17 protein-coding genes are annotated in these 22,071 nt (G+C 72.9%); 1 reads left to right on the forward strand and 16 read right to left on the reverse strand.

Annotated features, from left to right (window positions below; translation table 11 throughout):
- Positions 1 to 32: 32 nt before the first annotated feature.
- The 9 genes from AB0F40_RS18725 to mihF form a co-directional block, all read right to left on the reverse strand.
- The gene (locus AB0F40_RS18725; protein WP_357470788.1) at positions 33 to 1,604 is read right to left on the reverse strand and encodes a transcription antitermination factor NusB; all 1,572 of its coding nucleotides are present in this window, start codon (positions 1,602 to 1,604) and stop codon (positions 33 to 35) included.
- A complete protein-coding gene (fmt, locus tag AB0F40_RS18730) occupies positions 1,601 to 2,569 on the reverse strand; it encodes a methionyl-tRNA formyltransferase (protein ID WP_357470791.1) in 969 nt (322 codons plus the stop codon). The genes AB0F40_RS18725 and fmt overlap by 4 nt, the downstream gene beginning before the upstream one ends.
- 109 nt (positions 2,570 to 2,678) lie before the next feature.
- Positions 2,679 to 3,326 (reverse strand): HAD family phosphatase, encoded by a 648-nt coding sequence (locus AB0F40_RS18735; RefSeq protein ID WP_357470794.1) that lies wholly within the window; start codon positions 3,324 to 3,326, stop codon positions 2,679 to 2,681.
- Positions 3,323 to 5,701, reverse strand: a complete 2,379-nt coding sequence (locus tag AB0F40_RS18740) for a primosomal protein N' (RefSeq protein WP_357470797.1) — start codon at positions 5,699 to 5,701, stop codon at positions 3,323 to 3,325. The genes AB0F40_RS18735 and AB0F40_RS18740 overlap by 4 nt, the downstream gene beginning before the upstream one ends.
- A gap of 181 nt (positions 5,702 to 5,882) precedes the next feature.
- Positions 5,883 to 7,073 carry a methionine adenosyltransferase gene (gene metK, locus AB0F40_RS18745; protein WP_357470800.1) on the reverse strand — a complete coding sequence of 397 codons (1,191 nt, stop codon included), beginning with the start codon at positions 7,071 to 7,073 and terminating at the stop codon, positions 5,883 to 5,885.
- A 76-nt stretch (positions 7,074 to 7,149) separates the two neighbouring features.
- Positions 7,150 to 8,427 carry a bifunctional phosphopantothenoylcysteine decarboxylase/phosphopantothenate--cysteine ligase CoaBC gene (gene coaBC / locus AB0F40_RS18750; RefSeq protein WP_357470803.1) on the reverse strand — a complete coding sequence of 426 codons (1,278 nt, stop codon included), beginning with the start codon at positions 8,425 to 8,427 and terminating at the stop codon, positions 7,150 to 7,152.
- Positions 8,428 to 8,510: 83 nt separating this feature from the next.
- A complete protein-coding gene (gene rpoZ / locus AB0F40_RS18755) occupies positions 8,511 to 8,846 on the reverse strand; it encodes a DNA-directed RNA polymerase subunit omega (protein ID WP_129788923.1) in 336 nt (111 codons plus the stop codon).
- Between the two features lie 94 nt (positions 8,847 to 8,940).
- The gene (gene gmk / locus AB0F40_RS18760; RefSeq protein ID WP_357470806.1) at positions 8,941 to 9,549 is read right to left on the reverse strand and encodes a guanylate kinase; all 609 of its coding nucleotides are present in this window, start codon (positions 9,547 to 9,549) and stop codon (positions 8,941 to 8,943) included.
- Positions 9,542 to 9,853 (reverse strand): integration host factor, actinobacterial type, encoded by a 312-nt coding sequence (gene mihF / locus AB0F40_RS18765; RefSeq protein WP_357470809.1) that lies wholly within the window; start codon positions 9,851 to 9,853, stop codon positions 9,542 to 9,544. Before mihF ends, gmk begins: the two co-directional genes overlap by 8 nt.
- 473 nt (positions 9,854 to 10,326) lie before the next feature.
- Here mihF and AB0F40_RS18770 point away from each other — a divergent pair, with 473 nt between their 5' ends.
- Positions 10,327 to 12,498, forward strand: a complete 2,172-nt coding sequence (locus tag AB0F40_RS18770; RefSeq protein WP_357470812.1) for an SGNH/GDSL hydrolase family protein — start codon at positions 10,327 to 10,329, stop codon at positions 12,496 to 12,498.
- 78 nt (positions 12,499 to 12,576) lie between these two features.
- Here AB0F40_RS18770 and pyrF read toward each other — a convergent pair whose 3' ends face one another.
- Genes pyrF through pyrR form a run of 7 tightly spaced genes read right to left on the reverse strand, consistent with a single transcriptional unit; the run spans position 12,577 to position 21,846 of the window.
- Positions 12,577 to 13,524, reverse strand: a complete 948-nt coding sequence (gene pyrF / locus AB0F40_RS18775) for an orotidine-5'-phosphate decarboxylase (protein ID WP_357470835.1) — start codon at positions 13,522 to 13,524, stop codon at positions 12,577 to 12,579.
- Positions 13,525 to 13,544: 20 nt separating this feature from the next.
- The gene (gene carB, locus AB0F40_RS18780; protein WP_357470815.1) at positions 13,545 to 16,937 is read right to left on the reverse strand and encodes a carbamoyl-phosphate synthase large subunit; all 3,393 of its coding nucleotides are present in this window, start codon (positions 16,935 to 16,937) and stop codon (positions 13,545 to 13,547) included.
- A complete protein-coding gene (gene carA, locus AB0F40_RS18785) occupies positions 16,937 to 18,214 on the reverse strand; it encodes a glutamine-hydrolyzing carbamoyl-phosphate synthase small subunit (protein ID WP_357470838.1) in 1,278 nt (425 codons plus the stop codon). The genes carB and carA overlap by 1 nt, the downstream gene beginning before the upstream one ends.
- Before the next feature lie 8 nt (positions 18,215 to 18,222).
- Positions 18,223 to 18,837, reverse strand: a complete 615-nt coding sequence (locus AB0F40_RS18790; RefSeq protein WP_357470818.1) for a hypothetical protein — start codon at positions 18,835 to 18,837, stop codon at positions 18,223 to 18,225.
- A complete protein-coding gene (locus tag AB0F40_RS18795) occupies positions 18,834 to 20,177 on the reverse strand; it encodes a dihydroorotase (RefSeq protein ID WP_357470821.1) in 1,344 nt (447 codons plus the stop codon). Before AB0F40_RS18795 ends, AB0F40_RS18790 begins: the two co-directional genes overlap by 4 nt.
- Positions 20,174 to 21,184, reverse strand: coding sequence for an aspartate carbamoyltransferase catalytic subunit (locus AB0F40_RS18800; protein WP_357470824.1), 1,011 nt, complete (start codon positions 21,182 to 21,184; stop codon positions 20,174 to 20,176). Before AB0F40_RS18800 ends, AB0F40_RS18795 begins: the two co-directional genes overlap by 4 nt.
- Complete coding sequence (pyrR, locus tag AB0F40_RS18805) at positions 21,181 to 21,846, reverse strand: bifunctional pyr operon transcriptional regulator/uracil phosphoribosyltransferase PyrR (RefSeq protein WP_357470827.1); 666 nt, start codon at positions 21,844 to 21,846, stop codon at positions 21,181 to 21,183. Before pyrR ends, AB0F40_RS18800 begins: the two co-directional genes overlap by 4 nt.
- Positions 21,847 to 22,071 lie beyond the last annotated feature (225 nt).

Genomic DNA, 22,071 nt, shown 5'->3' on the forward strand with positions numbered 1-22,071 from the left:
CCCAGGCCGCTCGGCCCTCGCACCCGTCCGCGCTACGCCGTGCGCCGCAGCAGCGTCAGGTGCATCGCGTCCGTCCCGTGGACGTGCGGCCAGAGCTGCACGTCGTCGCGGTCCGCCAGGGGGATCTCGTCGGCGGCCCCGCCCGCGCGCACGACCGACCGCACGGCGGCGGGCGTGTCGAGCCGCTCGACGTCGTCGCGCTTCTTCAGGACGTCTGACACCACGAGCTGCGTCTCGGCGAGGTGCGGGGAGCACGTCACGTAGGCCACCACTCCCCCGGGCCGCACGGCGTCCAGCGCCGAGGCGAGCAGCTCGCGCTGCAGCGCGGTGAGCGCGGCGAGGTCCGACGGCGTCCGCCGCCACCGGCTCTCGGGCCGACGGCGGAGCGCGCCCAGCCCGGTGCACGGCGCGTCGACGAGCACGCGGTCGTAGGCGCCCGGTTCGTCGGCGCCGACCTCGCGCCCGTCGCCGGTCCGCACCTCCTCGACCACGCCGTCGAGCATCGCCGCCAGGGTCTTCTCCACCAGGCGGGCACGGTGCGGCGCCACCTCGTTGGCGACCAGCGTGGCACCGCGCCGGCCGGCCAGCGCCGCCAGCAGCGCCGCCTTGCCGCCAGGACCGGCGCACAGGTCGAGCCAGCGCTCGTCGCGGCCCTCCAGGGGCGCGCCGGCCAGCGCCAGGGTCACGAGCTGCGAGCCCTCGTCCTGCACGCCCGCCAGGCCCTCCCGGACCGCGGGGATCCCGGACGGGTCGGAGCCCTCCAGACGCAGCGCCGTGGACGCCCAGCGGCCGGCGACCAGGTCGGCGTCGCCCCAGGCGGCCTCGTCGGACACGTCGACGAGGCCGGGCCGGGCGACCAGGGTCACGCGCGGCGGGACGTTGTCCGCGGCCAGCAGGTCACCGATCTCGTCGGCGTCGCGGCCGTTGCCCGCCAGCGCCTCGCGCATGGCGCGGGCGATCCACAGCGGGTGCGACTCGGTTGCCGCAAGGCCCGTCAGGGCGTCGGGCGCCTCCTTCTCGAGACCTGCCATCCATTCGTCGAGTGGGCGCTCCGAGACCCGGCGCAGCACAGCGTTCACCATCTGCGCGGGTCCGGCGCCCACGCGGTTGCGTGCGAGGCCCACCGTCTCGGAGACGGCGGCGTGCACGGGGACGCGCATGCCGAGCACCTGGTGCGCGCCGAGGCGCAGCACGTCGAGCAGCGCCGGGTCCAGCCCGGGCAACGGACGGTCCACGCAGGTGGACAGGATGGCGTCGTACCGGCCGCGCAGGCGCAGCGTGCCGTAGGTCAGCTCGGTCGCGAACCCGGCGTCACGCCCGCGGATGTGCCGCTCGCGCAGCAGCGGGGGCAGCACCAGGTTCGCGTACGCGTCCGACTCGTCGACCTCGCGCAGCACGTCGAACGCGGCCATCCGGGCCGGGTCGGTGCGCTTGCGACGTTCCGACGGCGCCTGCGACGTGCGGAACCGGTCGCCGCCCCGGGAGCGCGACGCGGAACGCTGACGACCGGAGGAGTTGCGCCGGTCGTCGTCGAAGCTCCGGCCGCCGCCCGGGCCGCCGCGCTCGGGGCCGCCGTCGCCGCGGTCTGCCTCGTACCCGCTCATGCCGACACCTCCGTCGCGCCGGTCGTGGAGCCACCGAGCACGAGACCCGCCTCGACGAGCGGGCGCCCGGCGCCACGGGCCCAGTCAGGTGCGGGCATCGCCTTCTTCCCGACAGGTCGCACCTCGCCGAGCGCGACGGCGTGCGTGGCCGTCCCGACCAGGACCTCGTGCTTGAGCGCGCGCACCTCGCCCGGCCGCAGGTCGACGACCTCCGGGCGCGGCGCGACGGGGCCGAGCCCCAGTCGGGAGCCGTCCGGCAGCACCGTCCACGCGCCGGGTGCCGGCGTGCAGCCGCGCACGAGGCGGTCGACCGCGAGCGCCGGGGCCGTCCAGGTGACGCGGGCGTCGTCGGTGGTGAGCTTGGGGGCGACGGAGATGCCGTCGGCTGGCTGGGCCTGGGGGTGGAGGGTGCCGTCCTCCAGGGCGTCGAGGGTGGCGACGAGGAGCTCGGCGCCGGAGACGGCGAGGCGGCCGAGGAGGTCGCCGGAGGTGTCGGTGGGCCGGATGGTCTCGGTGGCGGTGCCGAGCACGGGGCCGGTGTCCATGCCTTCGTCGAGCAGGAACGTGGTGGCGCCGGTGACCTGGTCGCCGGCGATCACGGCGCGCTGTACGGGTGCGGCTCCGCGCCAGGCGGGCAGCACGGAGAAGTGCAGGTTGATCCAGCCGAGTTGGGGCACCGCGAGGACGGCGGGGCGCAGGATGTGCCCGTAGGCGACGACGGGCGCGGCGTCGATCTCGAGGTCCCGCAGGCGTGCGATGAACTCGTCGCCGCGCGGGACGTCGGTGAGCACCGGGATGCCGGCCTCCTCCGCGCGGGCGCGCACGGGGCTCTGCGTGAGCTTGCGGCCGCGGCCCGACGGCGCGTCGGCGCGGGTCAGGACGGCGACGACCTCGTGGCGTGAGGCGATGAGTGCCTCGAGCGAGGCGACGGCGGGTTCGGGGGTTCCTGCGAAGAGAAGACGCACTCAGCCAGTCTAGGTGTGCGCTTTCGGTGCGGCTGCCTGGGCCTCGGCCGGCCCGGCGTCGGATCGGTCACCCTCCGGGGGCCCTGCGGCTGCCCGCACCGCGTCGTGGCTACTCGGCCACCGGGAGCCCCAGCGCTCGGAGGTCCTTGCGGAGGGCCTCGGTGGTCGTGAAGACCACGCCGTGGAAGCCGACGCCGCGCGCGGCGTCCACGTTGACGTCCTTGTCGTCGATGAACACGGCGCGGGCCGGGTCGACGCCGAAGCGCTCGACGACCAGCTCGAAGATGCGGCGGTCGGGCTTGGCCATGCCTTCGCGGCCGGACACGATGACGTCCTCCATGAGCCCGATCGCGGGTGCGGCGGGCTCGGCGCTGTGGAAGGTCTCGGCCTGCCAGTTCGTCAGCCCGTACAGTCGCAGCCCGAGGCCCTTCAGCTCGGCGACCAGCTCGGCGGACCCGTCGATCGGCCCGATCAGTGACAGCTCGTAGTGCTCCACGTACCGGCGCAGGTCGTCCACCAGGTCCGGGCGGGTCCGCTCCACGCGCTCGAGCAGTACCGCGTAGGGGGTCCCTGCGTCGGCGGCGTGGTTGATCGAGGCGAAGTCCACGGCCTCGAAGAAGGCTTCGATCTCGGCCCGGGGCCGGCCCTCGTACGGGCCGAAGGGGTCCCAGCCGATCAGGACGTTGCCGAAGTCGTACACGACGGTGTCGATCGTCGGGCGGTCTTCTGCGGGCGGGGTCACGGGGCTGGTCGTCAAAGGATCTCCTTGGGGTCGAGCTGGACACGGACCGTGCCGCCCTCGCGACGCGCGGAGCGGACGGCAAGGCTCGCCTTGAGCCTACGGGCCAGCTCGGCGCCCTGGCCAAGGGGTACGCGCAGCACTGTCCGTACGGGCAGGTCCAGGGCCTGCACGGCGGCTCCGGCACCGCTGCCTCTGCCCGACGGCGCTCCCGGGCCGCGGCCCGCCGGTCCTCGGCCGGTGGCGTCGGGGTCGACCTCGACCGGGCCCAGCACGCCCGAACCGGTCCCCGGGTCCTCGCGCAGCCCGACGCGCGCGACGACGGCGTCGACCGCCGTGCGGTCCCCGGTCACGGCGGCGATCCGGACGGCGGGGGGCAGGTGCAGCTCGGCCCGCTCGTCGAGCTCGCGCGCGGCGAAGCCTGCCGGGTCCCAGCGCACGAGGGCCTGCGTCGGCCCCGGGGCGCCGTCGCCCACGAGCAGCACCTGCCCCTGTGGCCCGGGACGCACCAGCGACGCGGCCGCCAGCCACCGGTGCAGTGCCTCCGTGCCGGCGGCGAGGCCCGTGCCGCCCGTCATCACGGCGGCGTCCAGCAGGAGCGCTGTGGCGTACCCGGTCTCGGCGACCGGCTCGGCACCGGGGGTCGCCACGACGAGCGCCGGCGTGGCCGGGACGGCGTCGAGCACCCCGCCGGGGGCCGACGCCGACGACAGCCGCACCGGTACGCCCGTGAACGCGCGGCCGAGCTCCTCTGCGGTGCGCGCCGACCCGACGCGCACCGACCGCAGGCCGGTCCAGCCGCACTCCGCGCAGTGCCAGCCGCCCGCGAGCCGCCCGCACCAGGTGCACTGCGGTGCGCCGTCGGCGTGCGGCAGGCCCAGCGGGCCGTGGCAGTGCTCGCAGCGAGCCGCCACCCGGCACCGTGAGCACGCCACGACGGGCAGGTAGCCCGACCGGGGCACCTGCACCAGCACGGGGCCGTGCTCGAGCGCGTCCCTGGCGGCCTTCCAGGCGGCCGACGGCAGGCGGGCCGCCGCGGCGGCACCGTCCCGGGCGAGCTCCACGGACGTCAGGGCCCGCACGCGCGGCGCACGGGAACGCACCACGTCCCGGGACGCCGCGAGCTCGCGGGCCCACCCGGACGCCAGCAGCGCCTGCGCCTGCACGGTCCGGCCCGGCGATCCCAGCAGGAACGCCGCGCCCTCCCGCTCCGCGCGGAGCGCCAGCACCTCGCGGGCGTGGGGGTACGGGGCGTGCGGCTCGGCGAGCGTCTCCTCGCCGTCACCCCACAGGACCACCAGCCCGAGGTCGGCGACCGGAGCGAACATCGCGGCCCGCGTGCCCACCACCACCCGCGCGGTCCCGCGCAGCGCCCGCAGGAACGCGCGGTAGCGGGGTGCTGGCCCGTCGTCGGCGAGGAGCCGCACGACGTCGCCCGCACCGAGCCCCGCGCCCTCCAGGGCCGTGCTCACGCGCGCCACGTCCCGGGCGTCCGGCACGACCATGAGCACGCCCCGTCCGCCGGCGGTGCACGCCCGCACGGCCTGCGCGACGGCGGCGGCCCAGTGCGGTGTGCCCCTGCCCGCACGGCCTGTGCCGGGGTCGGAGCCTGAGGCGGGGCTCGCCTCGGTACCGGTGTCCGTACTCCTGTCAGCACCGGTGTCCGTGCCCACGCCCGAGAGCGCCGACCAGACGGCCCGCGGTGCCTCGCCGGCCTGGATGCGGCGCAGGTACGCCTCTCCCCCGCGGTACGGGGCCCACGCGGAGGACTGCGGCGGCGTGGTGGCGACGTCCGGTACGGGCGGCTCGGGCGCCGGCTCCTTCTCCACCCGTGCGTGGCGGGGAGGCAGGGCCAGGCGCAGCACGTCCGCGAGCGTGCCGGCGTACCGGTCCGCGACCGCCCTGCACAGCTCCAGCACCTGCGGCGTCAGCACCTGCTCGCCGGACACCACCTTGCGCAGCGGCACGAGGCGGCCGTCGTGGTCGGAGGTCTCCTGGCGCGCCACGACGTACCCGGCGACGTCCTGCCGCCCGAACCGCGCCTTGACGCGGACGCCGGGCTGGGCCTCCTCGGCCATCGTGGCCGGGACCAGATAGTCGTACGCCTGGTCGAGGTGCGCGGGCTGCAGGTCGAGCACGACCCGGGCCACCGGAAGGGTCTCGCTGATCGGGACGCCGTTGGTCTCGGCCTTGTCGAGCGGGTTCTTGCCACGGCCGCGTCCACGGGCGGGCGCCGCGCCCACCTCGTCGAGCCCCAGGAGAGCGCCGTCAGGTAGGTCATCCTGCTGCACGGCCTCGTGCTGCACGGCTTGGTCCTGCACAGACCCGTCCTGCACAGCCTCGTCCTGCGCAGCCTCCTCTGGCGACACCGCCTGCCCCACGTCCCCGTTCACGTCCCTATCCCACCACGCGCCACCGACATCCCCGGGCGCCGTGCCAGGGTCGGCAGCTCGCAGCCAGGTCGGCACCTTGCACCGAGGTCGGCACAGGCCTGGACCGACCTCGGTGCAAGGTCACGACCTCGAGCGAGGGTGCCGACCGCCGAACAGCTCGCTCGCGGCGGGCCAGCAGCCGTCAGAAGAGGCTCAGCAGGTCCTCGACGCGGTCCGTGCGCTCCCACGTGAAGCTGGGCAGGTCGCGCCCGAAGTGCCCGTAGGTCGACGTAGCGCGGTAGATGGGCCGCAGCAGGTCGAGGTCGCGCACGATGGCGGCGGGACGCAGGTCGAACACCTCGCGGATGGCTGTCGTGATCCGCTCGACGGGCACCGTCTCGGTGCCGAAGGTCTCGACGTAGAGGCCGACCGGGTGCGCCTTGCCGATCGCGTAGGCGACCTGTGCCTCGCAGCGCCGCGCCAGCCCTGCCGCGACCACGTTCTTGGCCACCCAGCGCATGGCGTACGCGGCGGACCGGTCCACCTTGGACGGGTCCTTGCCCGAGAACGCGCCGCCGCCGTGCCGCGCCATGCCGCCGTACGTGTCGACGATGATCTTGCGGCCCGTCAGGCCCGCGTCGCCCTGCGGCCCCCCGATCACGAACTTGCCGGTCGGGTTCACGAACTGCTGCGCGCCGGACCAGTCCAGGCCCGCGGCGTCCAGCACGGGGGCTATGACGGTCTCGGCCACCTCGGCGTGCAGCTTCTCCTGCTGGACGTCGGCGTCGTGCTGCGTGGAGAGCACCACCGTGTCGATCGCGACGGGGCGGTCGCCGTCGTACCCGACGGTCACCTGGGTCTTGCCGTCCGGGCGCAGGCCCAGCAGCTCGCCCGACTTGCGCACGGCGGCCAGGCGCTCCGAGAGGCGGTGCGCCAGCCAGCCGGCCACGGGCATCAGGGACGGCGTCTCGTCGGACGCGTAGCCGAACATGAGTCCCTGGTCGCCCGCGCCCTGCGCGTCCATGGGGTCGAGGTCGCCCGTGTCGTCCCGCATCTCCAGGGCCTTGTCGACTCCCTGCGCGATGTCGGGCGACTGCTGGCCGATCGACACGGAGACACCGCACGAGTCGCCGTCGAACCCGATGGCCGACGACGTGTAGCCGATCCCGCGCACCACGTCCCGCACGATCTGCGGGATCTCGACGTAGGCCTCGGTGGTGACCTCACCGGCGACGTGCACCAGGCCGGTCGTGACCATGGTCTCGACCGCCACCCGCGACGTCGGGTCCTGTTCCAGCAGGGCGTCGAGGATGGCATCGCTGATCTGATCACAGACCTTGTCCGGATGACCCTCGGTCACGGACTCGGACGTGAAAAGGCGCAGCTCGCTCATGGGTACCAGCCTACGGTCTCGCACAGCGAACAGTCGATCCTGAAAGGTGAGACGGGGATCACGGCCCGGCCGAGAACTACTGCGGCAGCAGCTTGACGACGGCGTCCCACAGGGCGTCCGCCACCTCACGCTTGGACCCGGCGGCCTGTCCGACGACGTCGCCGGCCCCGTCCAGGACCGTGACCTCGTTGCCGTCCGTACCGAACCCGCGACCGGAGCCGACGGCGTTGACCGCGATCAGGTCAGCGCCCTTGCGCCGGGCCTTGGCGCGACCGTGCTCGAGGACGGTCCCGGAGGCGTCGCCCGTCTCGGCGGCGAAGCCCACCACCACCTGCCCGGACCGCAGCCGCTCGTGCGCCAGCTCCGCGAGGATGTCCGGGTTCTCGACGAGCTCGATCGGCGCGGGGCCCTGCCCTGGCACTTTCTTGATCTTGGCGTCTGGCGTGGCGGCCGGGCGGAAGTCTGCCACCGCCGCCGCCATCACCACGACGTCCGCGTCCGCACCGGCGGTGCGGACCGCGTCACGCAGCTCGGCGGTGGACTCGACCTGCACGACGGCGCAGGGCCGCTCCCCGGTCCGTACCTGGTCGGTCACGTCCTGCGCGAGGTTGGCCGCCACCAGGGTCACGTGAGCGCCGCGTGCGGCAGCCGCCTGAGCGAGTGCGACACCCTGCCTCCCGCTCGACCGGTTACCGATGAACCGGACCGGGTCGATCGACTCCCTGGTGCCGCCGGCGGACACGACGACGTGGCGACCGGCCAGGTCCTGGGTCTCGACAGGCTCGACCACCGGAGGCACCGGCTCGACCTGCGAACGGTCGGTCGGCGGCGCGTCGACCAGGGAGAGCGCCTCGCGCGCGATGTCCTCCGGGTCGGGCAGCCGGCCCGGCCCCGTGTCGGTGCCGGTGAGTCGACCCGCTGCGGGCTCGATCACGTGCACACCCCGCTCGCGAAGGGTGGCGACGTTCGCCCGCGTCGCGGGGTGGTCCCACATCTCGGTGTGCATCGCGGGAGCGAACACCACCGGGCAGCGGGCCGCCAGCAGCGTCGTGGTCAGCAGATCGTCGGCGAGGCCGGCGACGGCGCGCGCCATGAAGTCGGCGGTCGCCGGGGCGACGATCACGAGGTCGGCGCCCTTGCCCAGCGCCACGTGCTGTACGCCGGGCACGTCGTCGAACACCTCGGTGCTGACGGGCTCACCCGACAACGCCTCGAAGGTCGGCGCGCCCACGAACTCGAGGGCGGCACGCGTGGGGACCACCCGCACGGCGTGCCCCTGCTCGCGCAGCAGGCGCAGCAGGAGCACCGCCTTGTACGCGGCGATCCCCCCGCTCACGCCGAGGAGGATCCTCATCGGTGGTCGCCCTTCGGCACGCTCGACGACAAGCTCATCAGAAAGCCATCAGGAAAGCTCAGGTACCGCGCGTCGAGCCCTGGTCAGGCCGGGAACTCGGGCAGCGGCTGCTCGGCCTTCGCGGCCGCGGCGGCGTCGGCCTGCGCCTGAACCTCCGCCGGGTCGACCTCCTCGATCGTGAGGAGGCCCTGGGTGATCTCGCGCATCGCGATGGAGAGCGGCTTCTCCTGGTTGCGGGTCTCGACGAGCGGACCCACGTTCTCCAGGAGGCCCTCGTTGAGCTGCGAGTAGTACGCGTTGATCTGACGGGCACGCATGGACGCGTACAGCACGAGGCCGTACTTCGAGTCGATGCGCTCGAGCAGCTCGTCGATCGGCGGGTCGGTGATGCCCTCGGGGGCGGCGACGGTTCCGGCCATGATGAAGCTCCAGAAGTCTGAGGTGAGTGGGGGAAAGTCCGAAGGAAGAGTCTACCTGCTCTGTCGCTCGGAGGTGTCGGGCGAGCTGCCCGCCCTAGCCGGCGACAGGTGTGGAAGAGCCCACACCCATGACGGAGACCAGCTCGTCGGTGGCGCGGTGGACGTCGTCGTTCACGATCGTGACGTCGAACTCCTTCTCCGCCGCGAGCTCGACCCGGGCGGTGGCGAGCCGACGCTCACGCTCCTCGGAGTCCTCCGTACCGCGGCCCACGAGCCGACGTACCAGCTCGTCGAAGCTCGGCGGGGCGAGGAAGACGAATCGGGCCTCCAGGCCCGAGGTCGTGACCGCGGAACGCACCTGGCGCGCACCCTGGAGGTCGATCTCCAGGAGGACGGGCACCCCGGCGGCGAGCTTCTGCTCGACCTGCCGACGCGGCGTTCCATAGCGGTTGCGACCGTGCACGACGGCCCATTCGAGCATCTCACCGTCGGCGACCATGCGGTCGAACTCCTCCGGCGACACGAACAGGTAGTGCACTCCGTCCACCTCGCCCGGGCGCGGCGACCTCGTGGTCGCCGACACGGACAGCCAGACCTGCGGATAACGGTCCCGCACATCGGCGGAGACCGTGCCCTTGCCCACTGCTGTGGGGCCTGCGAGCACGGTCAGCCGTGCGGGTTGTGTCGTACTGATCTCAGCCAAACCTCTCGATGAGCGCCGCGGACTGGTGCGGTCCGAGGCCTCGGACGCGGCGGGTCTCGGCGATCCCGATCTCTTCCATGATCGCCTTGGCCTTAACCTTACCGACCCCCGGCAGTGCCTCGAGCAGCTTGACGACCTTGAACTTGCCCACGACGTCGTCATGCTGCCCCTGCTCGATGACCTCCTTGAGGGACCCTTGCGAGTACTTGAGCTTGTTCTTGATCTCTGCCCGCGCGCGTCGCGCCTCGGCTGCCTTCTCGAGTGCTGCCGCACGCTGCTCGGGTGTGAGTGGAGGTAGTGCCACGCAAGTCACCTACTCGTGTCTCGACCGGTCTCCTGACCCGGACGCCCGTGGTCCTCGCTCGGGCACGATGCCCAAGTCCGTGACCTGGTCCGCAACCGGTCTGGTGTGAACTGCTGCATCGAAAGTAGCCACCGGCTCAGTGGTCGGCAATCGCAGAACGCCACTTCGTGAAAATTCATGCAGACGCGCGTTTAGTCATTTAGTACATATCGCACGAAAAGGCCCTCAATTGCGACGGTTGACGCCTCGGCGACCGGGAACCGGCCCGGGACTTCCGATCACCTTGCCTGCGGTTCGCGCACCTCGTCGAGGGTCACGTCGTGGCCTCGACCTTGCCCGTTGCTGACATCGGAACCACCGGCGGCGGGCTGGACGGCCCATTGACGCAGGATCGACCGTCACCGTACCGTCCATCGACACTGACAACGATGTCATGGCCAGAGGAGTGCCGCGTGCCCCGAAGCAGCAGATCGATGACCCGTCTCGCCTCGTTCACCGCAACCTTCACCGCGGTGTTCGCCGTCTCCACCGCCCTCGCCATCGGCGGCCTGGCCGGCCCGCCGGCCGCCCTGGCCCAGGACCCGCCTGGTTCCGCCGAGCGGCCGACCTGGGTCGGCACCTGGTCGGCGGCACCGAACGGCGGCACCGGTACCGCCGGGTTCGCGGGTTTCACGATCCGCAACCTCGTGCACACCAGCGTCGGGGGCGATCGCGTCCGGGTGAAGCTGTCCAACGCGTTCGGCACCGAGCCGGTCCTGGTGGAGCACACCACGGTGGGTATCCAGCGGCTGCCCGGATCGGCCGCCGTCGCGGAGGGCACCCTGCGCGACGTCACCTTCGACGGCACCACGGCGGTCACGATCCCCGCCGGGGCCGAGATCTACAGTGATCCGGTCGCGCTGCGTCTCGGCGCGGCGACCGACCTCTTCGTCACCACCTTCACGCCCGAACCCTCCGGACCAGTCACGTACCACGCCGAGGGCCTCGCGACCTCGTACTTCGCCACCGACGGGACGGACCATGCCGGCAGCCTTGACGGCAGCGCCCTGACCGAGACCACCACCGCGCTGCACTACGTGACCGAGGTCGACGTCGAGCCGGGACAGAGCCCGGGCGCCGTGGTCACCCTCGGGGACTCGATCACCGACGGGGTGGGTTCCCGACCGGACCTGAATCACCGCTACCCCGACGTGCTCGCCGCACGCCTGCGCGCGGAAGGCGGCGACCTCGCCCGGATCGGCGTGCTGAACGCCGGCATCAGCGGGAACCGGGTGCTGCTCGACGGCGCGGGCGTACGCGCCACCGATCGCGTCGACCGCGACGTCCTGCAGCGGGCCGGTGCCAGCAGCGTGATCGTGCTGCTGGGTATCAACGACATCCAGCAGGACCCCCACCAGCTCGACGCCGACAAGATCATCGCGGGCCTCCGGCAGATCGCCCGCGACTCCCGGGACGCCGGTCTGACGGTGATCGGCGGCACCATCACCCCGTTCAAGGGCTGGTACAGCTACAGCCCCGAGCAGGAGGCCACCCGCCAGGCGGTGAACGACTGGATCCGGACCAGCGACGAGCTCGATGCCGTCGTCGACTTCGACGAGACGATCCGTGACCCCGAGGACCCCCAGCGGATGCTGCCGCGCTACGACAGCGGCGACCACCTCCATCCCGGCGAGGCGGGCCTGGCAGCGATGGCGGGTGCCGTCGACCTGTCGGTGCTCGGTACGCCGGGCAAGGTCCTGCCGGGCGAGCCCGCACCGGTGGAGCGCTCGGTCGGCGTCGCGAGCTCCCCGCAGTCCGCCGTGGCCATCGCGGGGCGGCCCGCCGAGGTCGACTTCCGCGTCCGGGCCGTGGTCCAGAAGCCTGGTGCCGTCGCGGGCACCCTGACCACCGTCGTCGACGGCGACCGCACCGTGACCCCGTTCGAGGCGACCAGCGGGGGCCGCCTGACCCAGATCGACCTCAGCCCCACCGTCCGGCTGGCGGACGATGCGAGCCCCGGCACCAGGACCGTCCGGTTCGAGCTCGCCGTGGAAGGTGGCGGCCGGGCCGTGACGACCTCGGAGCTGGAGCTGGTGTCGGTCGGTTGCGCGCAGGACGACGACGCGTGCCCGGTCGAGCTCGACCACGACCACGACTCCATCGCCAGCGCCGCCGACGACGGCGACGGCAACTTCGACGGGCTGGGCTGGAGCTACGCGGCCGAGACCTTGCCGGCCGCCGGCACCACCCTGTTGGCCGAGATGGCGTACGCGTTCCCGAGCGGCGCCGACGGCGCGGACAACACAGTGGTCGCGGACGGGAAGACCATCGATCTGCCCGACCTGAGGTCGGACCGCCTGCACGTGCTGGCGGCCGCCGCCAACGGGTCGGTGGACGAGACAGCGACGGTCACCTACACCGACGGCAGTACCGAGACGGTCTCGCTCGCCGTCAGCGACTGGGCCCAGGGCGCACAGAGCGGCGAACGGGTGGCGGTCCGGGCCCCGTACCGGCTGCGCGCCGGGGTGGGCCGGGACGGTCCCGCCGTCAGCATCTTCAGCCGCGCGAACGAGCTCGATCCGTCCCGGACGGCGGCCACCCTCACACTGCCGGACGAGTCCAGGCTGAAGATCTTCGCCCTCACCCTGGAGCAGACCGCGCCGTAGCCGACAGCCGAGAAAGCTCTCCCGACCGGACCTGGACGGTCCGGCCGGGAGAGCTGTGCCGAGGACGGCGCAGGCTGGTCAGGCGCGCAGCGCCGCCTGCGCCTCGCGCGCGGCGGTGCGTGCCGCGCTCACCAGCGCGTCCGGGTCGGGTCCGGCCGCGAGCACCGCTCGGGACGACGACGCCAGCACGTTGCGCCGAGCGTCACCGAACGTCGTGGCGAGCTCCCGCTCCCCCGCGCCCTGTGCGCCGACACCGGGGGCGAGGAGGGGACCGTTCACCGCTACCAGGTCGGTCCCCGTGGCCCGGACCGCGTCGCCGATCGTCGCGCCCACCACGAGCCCGACGGAGCCCATGGGCTCGGCGCCCGCGTTGAGCACCGCCGCGCGCGCGGCCAGGAGGGCCGCGACCGTGCCACCGGCTGCGCCCCGCACCGCGTCGACGACCGGGCCGCCGGCCGTGTCCTGCGGGCCGCCGGTGCGCGCGTGCTGCACCTCGAAACCCTCCTTGTTGGAGGTGAGGCACAGCACGAACAGCCCCCGGCCCGTGGCCGCGGCGAGCTCGACCGCCGGCTGCAGGGAGCCGAACCCGAGGTACGGCGACACCGTGAGCGCGTCACCGGCCAGCGGCGAGCCGTCCGCGAGGAACGCCTCGGCGTAGGCGCCCATCGTCGAGCCGATGTCACCGCGCTTGGCGTCCACGATCGTCAGCGTGCCCGTGCCGCCGGTGCCCGAGGCGCCGGCCGCCGCGATGACCTCCTCCAGCACCGCCAGCCCGCGCGAGCCGTGCCGCTCGAAGAACGCCGACTGCGGCTTGAGCGCCGCGACCTTCCCCCCGAGCGCGTCCACGACCCGCAGGGAGAACTCACGCAGGCCGTCGACGTCGTCGGGCAGGTCCCAGGCCTGCAGGAGCGACGCGTGCGGGTCGATGCCCACGCACAACGGGCCGTGGGCATCCATCGCGGCGGCCAGGCGGGCCCCGAAGGGCGGGGTCTCGACAGGCTCGACCACCGAAGGCGGCTCGACCACCGGGTCGGGCTCGACGCCGCTCACGCGTTCGCCGCCACCGTGGCCGCCACCCTGGCTGCCTCAGCCAGCCGCGCCACCGTCGCCGCCTGGTGCTCCTGCAGGCTCGCCACCTCGAACGGGCCGGCGAGCACCGCCTCGATGCCCTGCACCGCGGCCGCGAGCTGGTCCACCGTGGTCGCTATCGGCTTGTCGGCCGCCGTCGTGGCCGCCCGGATCTCATAGCCGTCCGCGCGGGCGCCCTGGCCCGACGGCGAGTTCACCACGAGGTCGATCATGCCCTCGGTGATGAGGCCAACGACCGTGAGCTCGCCGTCCGGTCCGCGGCCCTCGGTGTGCTTGCGCACCACCGTGGCCTCGATGCCGTTGCGCCGCAGCACGGTGGCCGTGCCCTCGGTCGCCAGCACCTTGAACCCGAGCTCCACCAGCCGCTTCACCGGGAAGACGACGTGCCGCTTGTCGCTGTCGGCCACCGACACGAACACCGTGCCCGACGTCGGCAGCCCGCCGAACGCCGCTGCCTGCGACTTCGCGAACGCGTGCGGGAAGTCCTTGTCGAAGCCCATGACCTCGCCGGTGGAGCGCATCTCCGGGCCGAGCACCGAGTCGACGACCAGGCCTTCACGGGTGCGGAACCGCTTGAACGGCAGCACCGCCTCCTTGACCGCCAGCGGCGCGCCCAGGTCGAGCGTCGCGCCGTCGTGCTCCGGGAGCATCCCCTCGGCCCGCAGGTCGGCGATCGAGTCGCCCACCATCACGCGCGCCGCCGCCTTGGCGAGCGGGGTACCCGTCGCCTTGGAGACGAACGGCACGGTGCGCGACGCGCGGGGGTTGGCCTCCAGGACGTACAGCACGTCGCTCACCAGCGCGTACTGCACGTTCAGCAGGCCACGCACCCCGACGCCGCGCGCGATGGCCTCGGTGGAGCGGCGGATGCGGGTGATCTCGCTCTCGCTCAGCGACACCGGCGGCAGCACGCACGCCGAGTCGCCCGAGTGGATGCCCGCTTCCTCGATGTGCTCCATGACGCCGCCGAGGAACATCTCCTCGCCGTCGAACAGGGCGTCGACGTCGATCTCCATCGCGTCGTCGAGGAACCGGTCGATCAGCAGCGGCGCGGCCAGCGTGCCGTGCGCGCCGCCGTTGCGGGCGGCGGCCTCCGCGCCGTCGGCGAGCGCGCGCTCCACGTACCCGGTGAGCTGGTCCTCGCTGTAGACGATCTCCATGCCGCGACCGCCCAGCACGTACGACGGGCGCACGAGCACCGGGTAGCCGATGCGGTCGGCGATCTCCCGCGCCTGGGCGAGCGACCGCGCGGTGCCGAAGGCCGGTGCGGGCAGGCCGGCGTCCAGCAGGACCTGACCGAAGATGCCGCGGTCCTCGGCCGCGTCGATCGCCTCGGGGCTGGTGCCGAGGATCGGCAGGCCGGCCTCGGCCAGCCGCCGCGCGAGGCCCAGCGGCGTCTGCCCGCCGAGCTGCACGATGATGCCCTTGACGGGCCCGGCGGCGAGCTCGGCCTGGTAGACCTCCAGGACGTCCTCGAAGGTCAGCGGCTCGAAGTACAGCCGGTCGGACGTGTCGTAGTCCGTCGAGACGGTCTCCGGGTTGCAGTTCACCATGACGGTCTCGTACCGGTCCGCCAGCGCGAGGGTCGCGTGCACGCACGAGTAGTCGAACTCGATGCCCTGCCCGATGCGGTTGGGCCCGGAGCCGAGGATGATCACGGCCTCGCGCTCGCGGGGCGCCACCTCGGTCTCGGAGTCGTAGCTCGAGTAGTGGTACGGGGTCTTGGCCTCGAACTCGGCCGCGCAGGTGTCCACGGTCTTGTAGACGGGGCGAACGCCCAGGGCGTGCCTGAGCTCACGGACCGTGACCTCGCCGGAGGAGCCCATGCCGCGCAGCCGCGCGATCTGGGCGTCGGACAGGCCGTGCCGCTTGGCGTGCCGCAGCACGTCCTGCGTGACGGTGGGCGCGGCCGCGACCTCGGCCGCTACCTCGTTGACGAGCTCGATCTGGTCCAGGAACCACGGGTCGATCTTGGTGGCGTCGAAGACCTGCTCGAGCGTGGCGGCACCGGTCGCCACGGCGCGCAGCGCCTGCTGCACCTGGACGAGCCGCTGCTCGGTCGGCCGCTCGATCTCCTTGAGCAGCGTCGCCAGCTCCTCGCCGGCCGGGGCGGCGCCGTCCCAGTGGAACGTCACGCCGCCCTTGTCGATCGAGCGCAGGGCCTTGCCGAGCGCCTCGGTGAAGTTGCGGCCCAGCGCCATGGCCTCACCCACGGACTTCATGGTCGTGGTGAGGGTGTCGTCGGCGGCCGGGAACTTCTCGAACGCGAACCGCGGGACCTTCACGACCACGTAGTCGAGCGTGGGCTCGAAGCTCGCGGGGGTGACCTTGGTGATGTCGTTCGGGATCTCGTCCAGCGTGTAGCCGACGGCGAGCTTCGCGGCGATCTTCGCGATCGGGAAGCCGGTCGCCTTCGAGGCCAGCGCCGAGGAGCGGGACACGCGGGGGTTCATCTCGATGACGATGACGCGCCCGTCGGCGGGGTCGATGGCGAACTGGATGTTGCAGCCACCGGTGTCGACGCCGACCTCGCGGATCACGGCGATGCCGATGTCCCGGAGCTTCTGGTACTCGCGGTCGGTCAGCGTCATCGCGGGGGCCACGGTGACCGAGTCGCCGGTGTGCACCCCGACGGGGTCCACGTTCTCGATGGAGCAGACGACCACGACGTTGTCGTCCTTGTCGCGCATCAGCTCCAGCTCGTACTCCTTCCACCCGAGGATGGACTCCTCCAGGAGGACCTCCGTGGTGGGCGAGTAGTGCAGGCCCTGGCCGACGATGCGGTGCAGGTCCGCCTCGTCGTAGGCGAGGCCGGAGCCGAGGCCGCCCATGGTGAACGACGGGCGCACGACCATCGGGTAGCCGAGGATCTCGGCGGCCTTCAGCGCCTCCTCGATGGAGTGCACGATCTCGGAGCGGGCCGACTCTCCGCCGCACTTGGCGACGACGTCCTTGAACTGCTGGCGGTCCTCGCCCTTCTGGATGGCGGGGATGTTCGCGCCGATGAGCTCGACGCCGTACTTCTCGAGCACCCCGGCCTCGTCGAGCGCGATGGCCGCGTTGAGCGCCGTCTGCCCGCCCAGGGTGGGCAGCAGGGCGTCGGGGCGCTCCTTGGCGATGATCGTGGTGAGGACCTCGGTGGTGATGGGCTCCACGTACGTGGCGTCCGCGAACTCGGGGTCGGTCATGATCGTGGCCGGGTTGGAGTTGACCAGGACGACCCGCAGGCCCTCCTCGCGAAGCACCCGGCAGGCCTGCGTGCCGGAGTAGTCGAACTCGCAGGCCTGGCCGATGACGATCGGGCCGGACCCGATGACCAGTACCGAAGAGATGTCGGAACGGCGAGGCATCAGTGGTTCTCCTCGGTGTTGAGCTGAGGTGCTGCGTGCTGGGACGTGATGGCCGGGGGCCAGGCCGCCGGGTTCGTCAGGAGGCCGACGAACCGGTCGAACAGGTAGGCGGCGTCGTGCGGGCCCGCGGCCGCCTCGGGGTGGTACTGCACCGAGAAGGCGGGCAGGTCGAGGCAGGTCAGGCCCTCGACGACGCGGTCGTTCAGCCCGATGTGGGAGACGACGACCCGGCCGTAGCGGCCACCGTCGTGCGGGGCCGTGGAACCCGCGTCGTCGAGCGGCGCGTCGACGGCGAAGCCGTGGTTGTGGGCGGTGACCTCCACCTTGGCGGTGGTGCGGTCGAGCACGGGCTGGTTGATGCCGCGGTGCCCGTAGCCGAGCTTGTAGGTGCCGTAGCCCAGGGCCCGGCCCAGGAGCTGGTTGCCGAAGCAGATACCGAAGAACGGGATCTTGCGGTCCAGGACGGCGCGCAGCAGCTCGATCTCGTGCTTGGACGCGCTCGGGTCGCCGGGGCCGTTGGAGAAGAACACCCCGGCGGGCGTGCCGTCGTCGGGCAGGGCGGCCTCGATGTCGGCGATGGTGGAGGCCTGCGGCACGACGACGACGCGCACGCCGCGCTCGGCGAGCCGCACCGGTGTCATGGTCTTGATGCCGAGGTCGACGGCGACCACCGTGGCGACAGGGGCCTTGCCGGGGTTGTTCTCCAGCCACTCGCCCTTCGGCTCGACGGTGTAGGCCTCGGTCGTGGAGACCTCGCGGGCCAGGTCGGCGCCGGCCATCTGCGGGGACGCCTGCACCTGGGCCACGAGCTCCTCGACGGGCCGCGGGTAGCCGCCGCGTACGAGGTCGTCGCCTGAGAAGATGCCCGCGCGCATCACGCCCTCCTCGCGCAGGCGACGGGTCAGCGCACGGGTGTCGACGTCGGAGATGCCGACGATGCCCTGCTGGGCGAGCTCCTCGCCCAGCGAGTGCTGCGCGCGCCAGCTCGACACGCGCCGCGCGGGGTCGCGGACCACGTAGCCGGAGACCCAGATCTGGCCCGACTCCGGGTCCTCGTCGTTGACACCGGTGTTACCGATGTGCGGGGCCGTCATGACGACGATCTGCCGGTGGTAGGACGGGTCGGTCAGCGTCTCCTGGTAGCCGGTCATGCCGGTGGAGAACACGATCTCCCCGAACGTGGTGCCGGTGGCGCCGTACGCCCGGCCGCGGTACGTGGTGCCGTCCTCGAGTACCAGTGCTGCGGGTGTGGCGGTGGACGTAGCTGCGGGTGTCATCGGGATGGTCACCGGGCCTCCTGCTGGTGCGGGTCCTGCTGGTGCGGGTGCTGCTGGGGGTGCTGCTGTGCCTGGGCGGGCTGCTGGGCGGCGAGCAGGTGGCGGACCGCGTCGACGAGCCCGCCGCGGTCCTCGGCGCGTCGGGTGCGCAGTCCGGTGTCGACGAGGGCCGCCGCGACGTCGTCGGCCGCTGGGACCGCCCAGGTGAGGACGACGAGGCCGTCGGCGCCGACGTACTTGCCCGCCATGCCAGGGGCGAGGCTCGCGCTGCGGATCGCGTGCACGGGCACCCAGAGGTCCTCGGTGCCGTCGCGCTCGACCAGGACACCGCCTTCATGAACGGACACGAGCGCGTTCGACCGGTCCCCCAGGCCGTGCGCGCCGACGCGGGCGAGCCAGTCGCCGTGCAGCGTGGTGGACACGTAGACCGCCTCGAGCGGCCCGAACCGGACGGAGCCCACTCCTGCGCCTCCGTCGGCGGGCCCGTTCGCGCCGGGCACCGCCGGGGGCCGGGGCACGAGGGTCGTGGTGCGCTGCGCGAGCCGGCGTCGGCCGATCAGGGTCACGTACAGCACCAGGAAGATCGCGAGCGCGACCAGCAGGGCGACGGCGAGGATCTTCATCGGGTGGCTCCTTCGAGGCTCTTGCCGTCGACGACCGCGCCGTCGAGGACCGTGGCCCGGCCGCGCAGGAACGTCGCGACCACGCGGCCCGGCAGCTCCATGCCGGCGAACGGCGTGTTGTCGCTGGCCGTGACCTGGGTGCGGCCCTCGATCGCGCGGGTGGCGGCCGGGTCGACCAGGGTCAGGTTCGCGGGCTCCCCCACTGCGACGGGGCGGCCCTGGCTCTGCGTGATCCGGCCGATGCGGGCCGGGTTCTCCGAGAGCACGCGGGCGACGTCGGCCCAGGTCATGCGGCCGGTGTCGACCATCGTCCGCTGCACGACCGACAGCGCGGTCTCCAGGCCGGTCATGCCGAACGCGGCCGACGACCACTCGCAGTCCTTGTCCTCGACCGGGTGCGGGGCGTGGTCGGTGGCGACGATGTCGATGGTGCCGTCGGCCAGGCCCTCGCGGACCGCCTCGACGTCCTTCGCGGTGCGCAGCGGCGGGTTCACCTTGAACACCGGGTCGTAGTCGCGGGCGAGGTCGTCGGTCAGGACCAGGTGGTGCGGCGTCACCTCGGCGGTCACGTCGATCCCACGGCCCTTGGCCCAGCGGATGATCTCCACGGACCCCGCGGTGGACAGGTGGCACACGTGCAGGCGCGAGCCCACGTGCTCGGCGAGCAGCACGTCGCGCGCGATGATCGACTCCTCGGCGACCGCGGGCCAGCCGGTCAGGCCGATCTGCGCGGAGACGACGCCCTCGTTCATCTGGGCGCCCTCGGTCAGCCGCGGCTCCTGCGCGTGCTGGGCCACGACGCCGTCGAACGCCTTGACGTACTCCAGCGCGCGGCGCATCAGGACCGGGTCGTGCACGCACTTGCCGTCGTCGGAGAAGACGCGGACGCGGGCGGCGGAGTCGGCCATGGCGCCCAGCTCGGCGAGCTTCTCGCCGCCGAGGCCCACCGTCACGGCGCCCACCGGGTGCACGTCCACCCAGCCGGCCTCCTGGCCCAGGCGGTACACCTGCTCGACGACGCCCGCGGTGTCCTGCGTCGGCGTCGTGTTCGCCATGGCGTGCACGGCGGTGAACCCGCCCGCGGCGGCGGCCCGGGTGCCGGAGAACACCGTCTCGGCGTCCTCCCGGCCGGGCTCGCGCAGGTGCGTGTGCAGGTCGACCAGCCCGGGCAGCAGCACCTGCCCCTCGGCCTGGATCTCCGTCGCGTCACCTGGCACCTCGACGGTGCCGGGCGCGCCGAGCGCGGCGATCACGCCGTCGGCGAGCACGACGTCGACCGGGTCCGTGCCGTAGGGACGGACCCCACGCAGGACGTAGGCCGTGGTTGAGGGGGTGCTCACAGGGTGTTCCTCTCGTCGGTGCCGGCGCTGTCGTCGCCGGAGAGCAGCAGGTACAGGACGGCCATCCGGACGGCGACGCCGTTCGCCACCTGCTCCACGATCACGGAGCGCGGGTGGTCGGCGGCCGCCGCCGAGATCTCCAGGCCCCGGTTCATGGGGCCGGGGTGCATCACTATCGCGTGGTCGGGCAGCACGGCGAGGCGGCGGGCGTCGAACCCGAACTTACGGCTGTACTCCATGGGGCTCGGGAAGAACGAGCCCGAACCGCCCGACATCCGCTCACGCTGCACCCGCAGCATCATGACCGCATCCGGCTGCCACTGCTCGAGCGTCTCGTCCAGGTGGTAGGAGACGCGGCACGGCCACTCCTCGACCCCCACCGGGACCAGCGTGGGGGGCGCGACCAGGGTCACCTCGGCACCGAGGGTGCGCAGCAGGTACACGTTCGAGCGGGCCACGCGCGAGTGCAGCACGTCGCCCACCACCGCGATCCGTAGCCCGGCCAGGTCCGCGCCCACGGACGTGCCGGGCCCGCGACCGTCGGCGCCGACGTTGCCCACCAGGTGCCTGCGGATCGTGAACGCGTCCAGCAGCGCCTGCGTGGGGTGCTGGTGCATGCCGTCGCCCGCGTTCAGCACGCCGGCGTCGAGCCAGCCGGCGTGCGCCAGCTGGTGCGCGGCGCCGGAGGCCGAGTGGCGCACCACCACGGCGTCGGCGCCCATTGCGTGCAGGGTGAGCGCCGTGTCCTTCAGGGACTCGCCCTTGGAGACGCTGGAGCCCTTGGCCGAGAAGTTGATGACGTCGGCGGACAGCCGCTTGGCCGCCGTCTCGAACGAGATCCGGGTGCGCGTGGAGTCCTCGTAGAACAGGTTCACGACGGTGCGTCCGCGCAGCGTCGGCAGCTTCTTGTTCTCGCGGGACTGGGTGGCGGCCATCTGCGCGGACGTGTCCAGCAGCAGGATCGCGTCGTCCTTGGACAGGCCCTGGGTGGTCAGCAGGTGCTTCACCGCACGCCCCCGCTCTCGCCGGAGCCTGTCGAGACCGAGCTGATCACCACGGCGTCCACACCGCCGTCGACGTCGGCCAGCCGGACCCGCACGCGCTCGCTGCGCGACGTGGGCAGGTTCTTGCCCACGTAGTCCGCGCGGATGGGCAGCTCGCGGTGCCCGCGGTCCACCAGGGCGGCGAGCTGCACCACGCGGGGACGGCCCAGGTCGTTCAGGGCGTCGAGCGCCGCACGGATGGTGCGGCCGGAGAACAGGACGTCGTCCACCAGGACCACCACCTTGTCGTCGATCGTGCCGTCCAGGCTGCCCGGCAGGACCGTCTGCCCGACGGCGCGCGTGGGCTGCCTGCGCAGGTCGTCGCGGTACATGGTCACGTCGAGCGTGCCGTACTCACCGCTGAAGGTCGGCTCGATCTGCGTGAGGCGCTCGGCCAGCCGGTGCGCGAGCTGCACGCCGCGCGTCGGGATGCCGAGCAGGAGGAGGTCGGCGGCGCCCTTGTTCCGCTCCACGATCTCGTGGGCGATGCGGGTCAGCGCCCGAGCGATGTCGGCCTCGCCGAGCACCGTCCGCTCGGCGGCGACGCCGGGGTCCGTACTCGGGGCCGCGCCCGACGACTGGCTCGGTGGGGCGCTGGATTCGGGCATGCGGTTGCCAGGATTCATCTGGCGACCTCCTTCTCCGCCTCACGGGACGGGATTAAAGGGAGTCTGACATCCACCACTTTACCGTGCTGAACCCGTGCCGACACGGTCAGGGACGGCGGCCTATCTCACACCGACGTCGAGGTCGGCAGTTCGCATCGAGGTCGGTCCAGGCCTGCTGGAACGCGTACCCGGACGCGGTGCGCGACCAGGTGTCCCAGCTCAACGAGCACACCTACGGCACCG

Source organism: Promicromonospora sp. NPDC023987 (assembly GCF_040639055.1).
Taxonomy (GTDB): Bacteria; Actinomycetota; Actinomycetes; order Actinomycetales; family Cellulomonadaceae; genus Promicromonospora.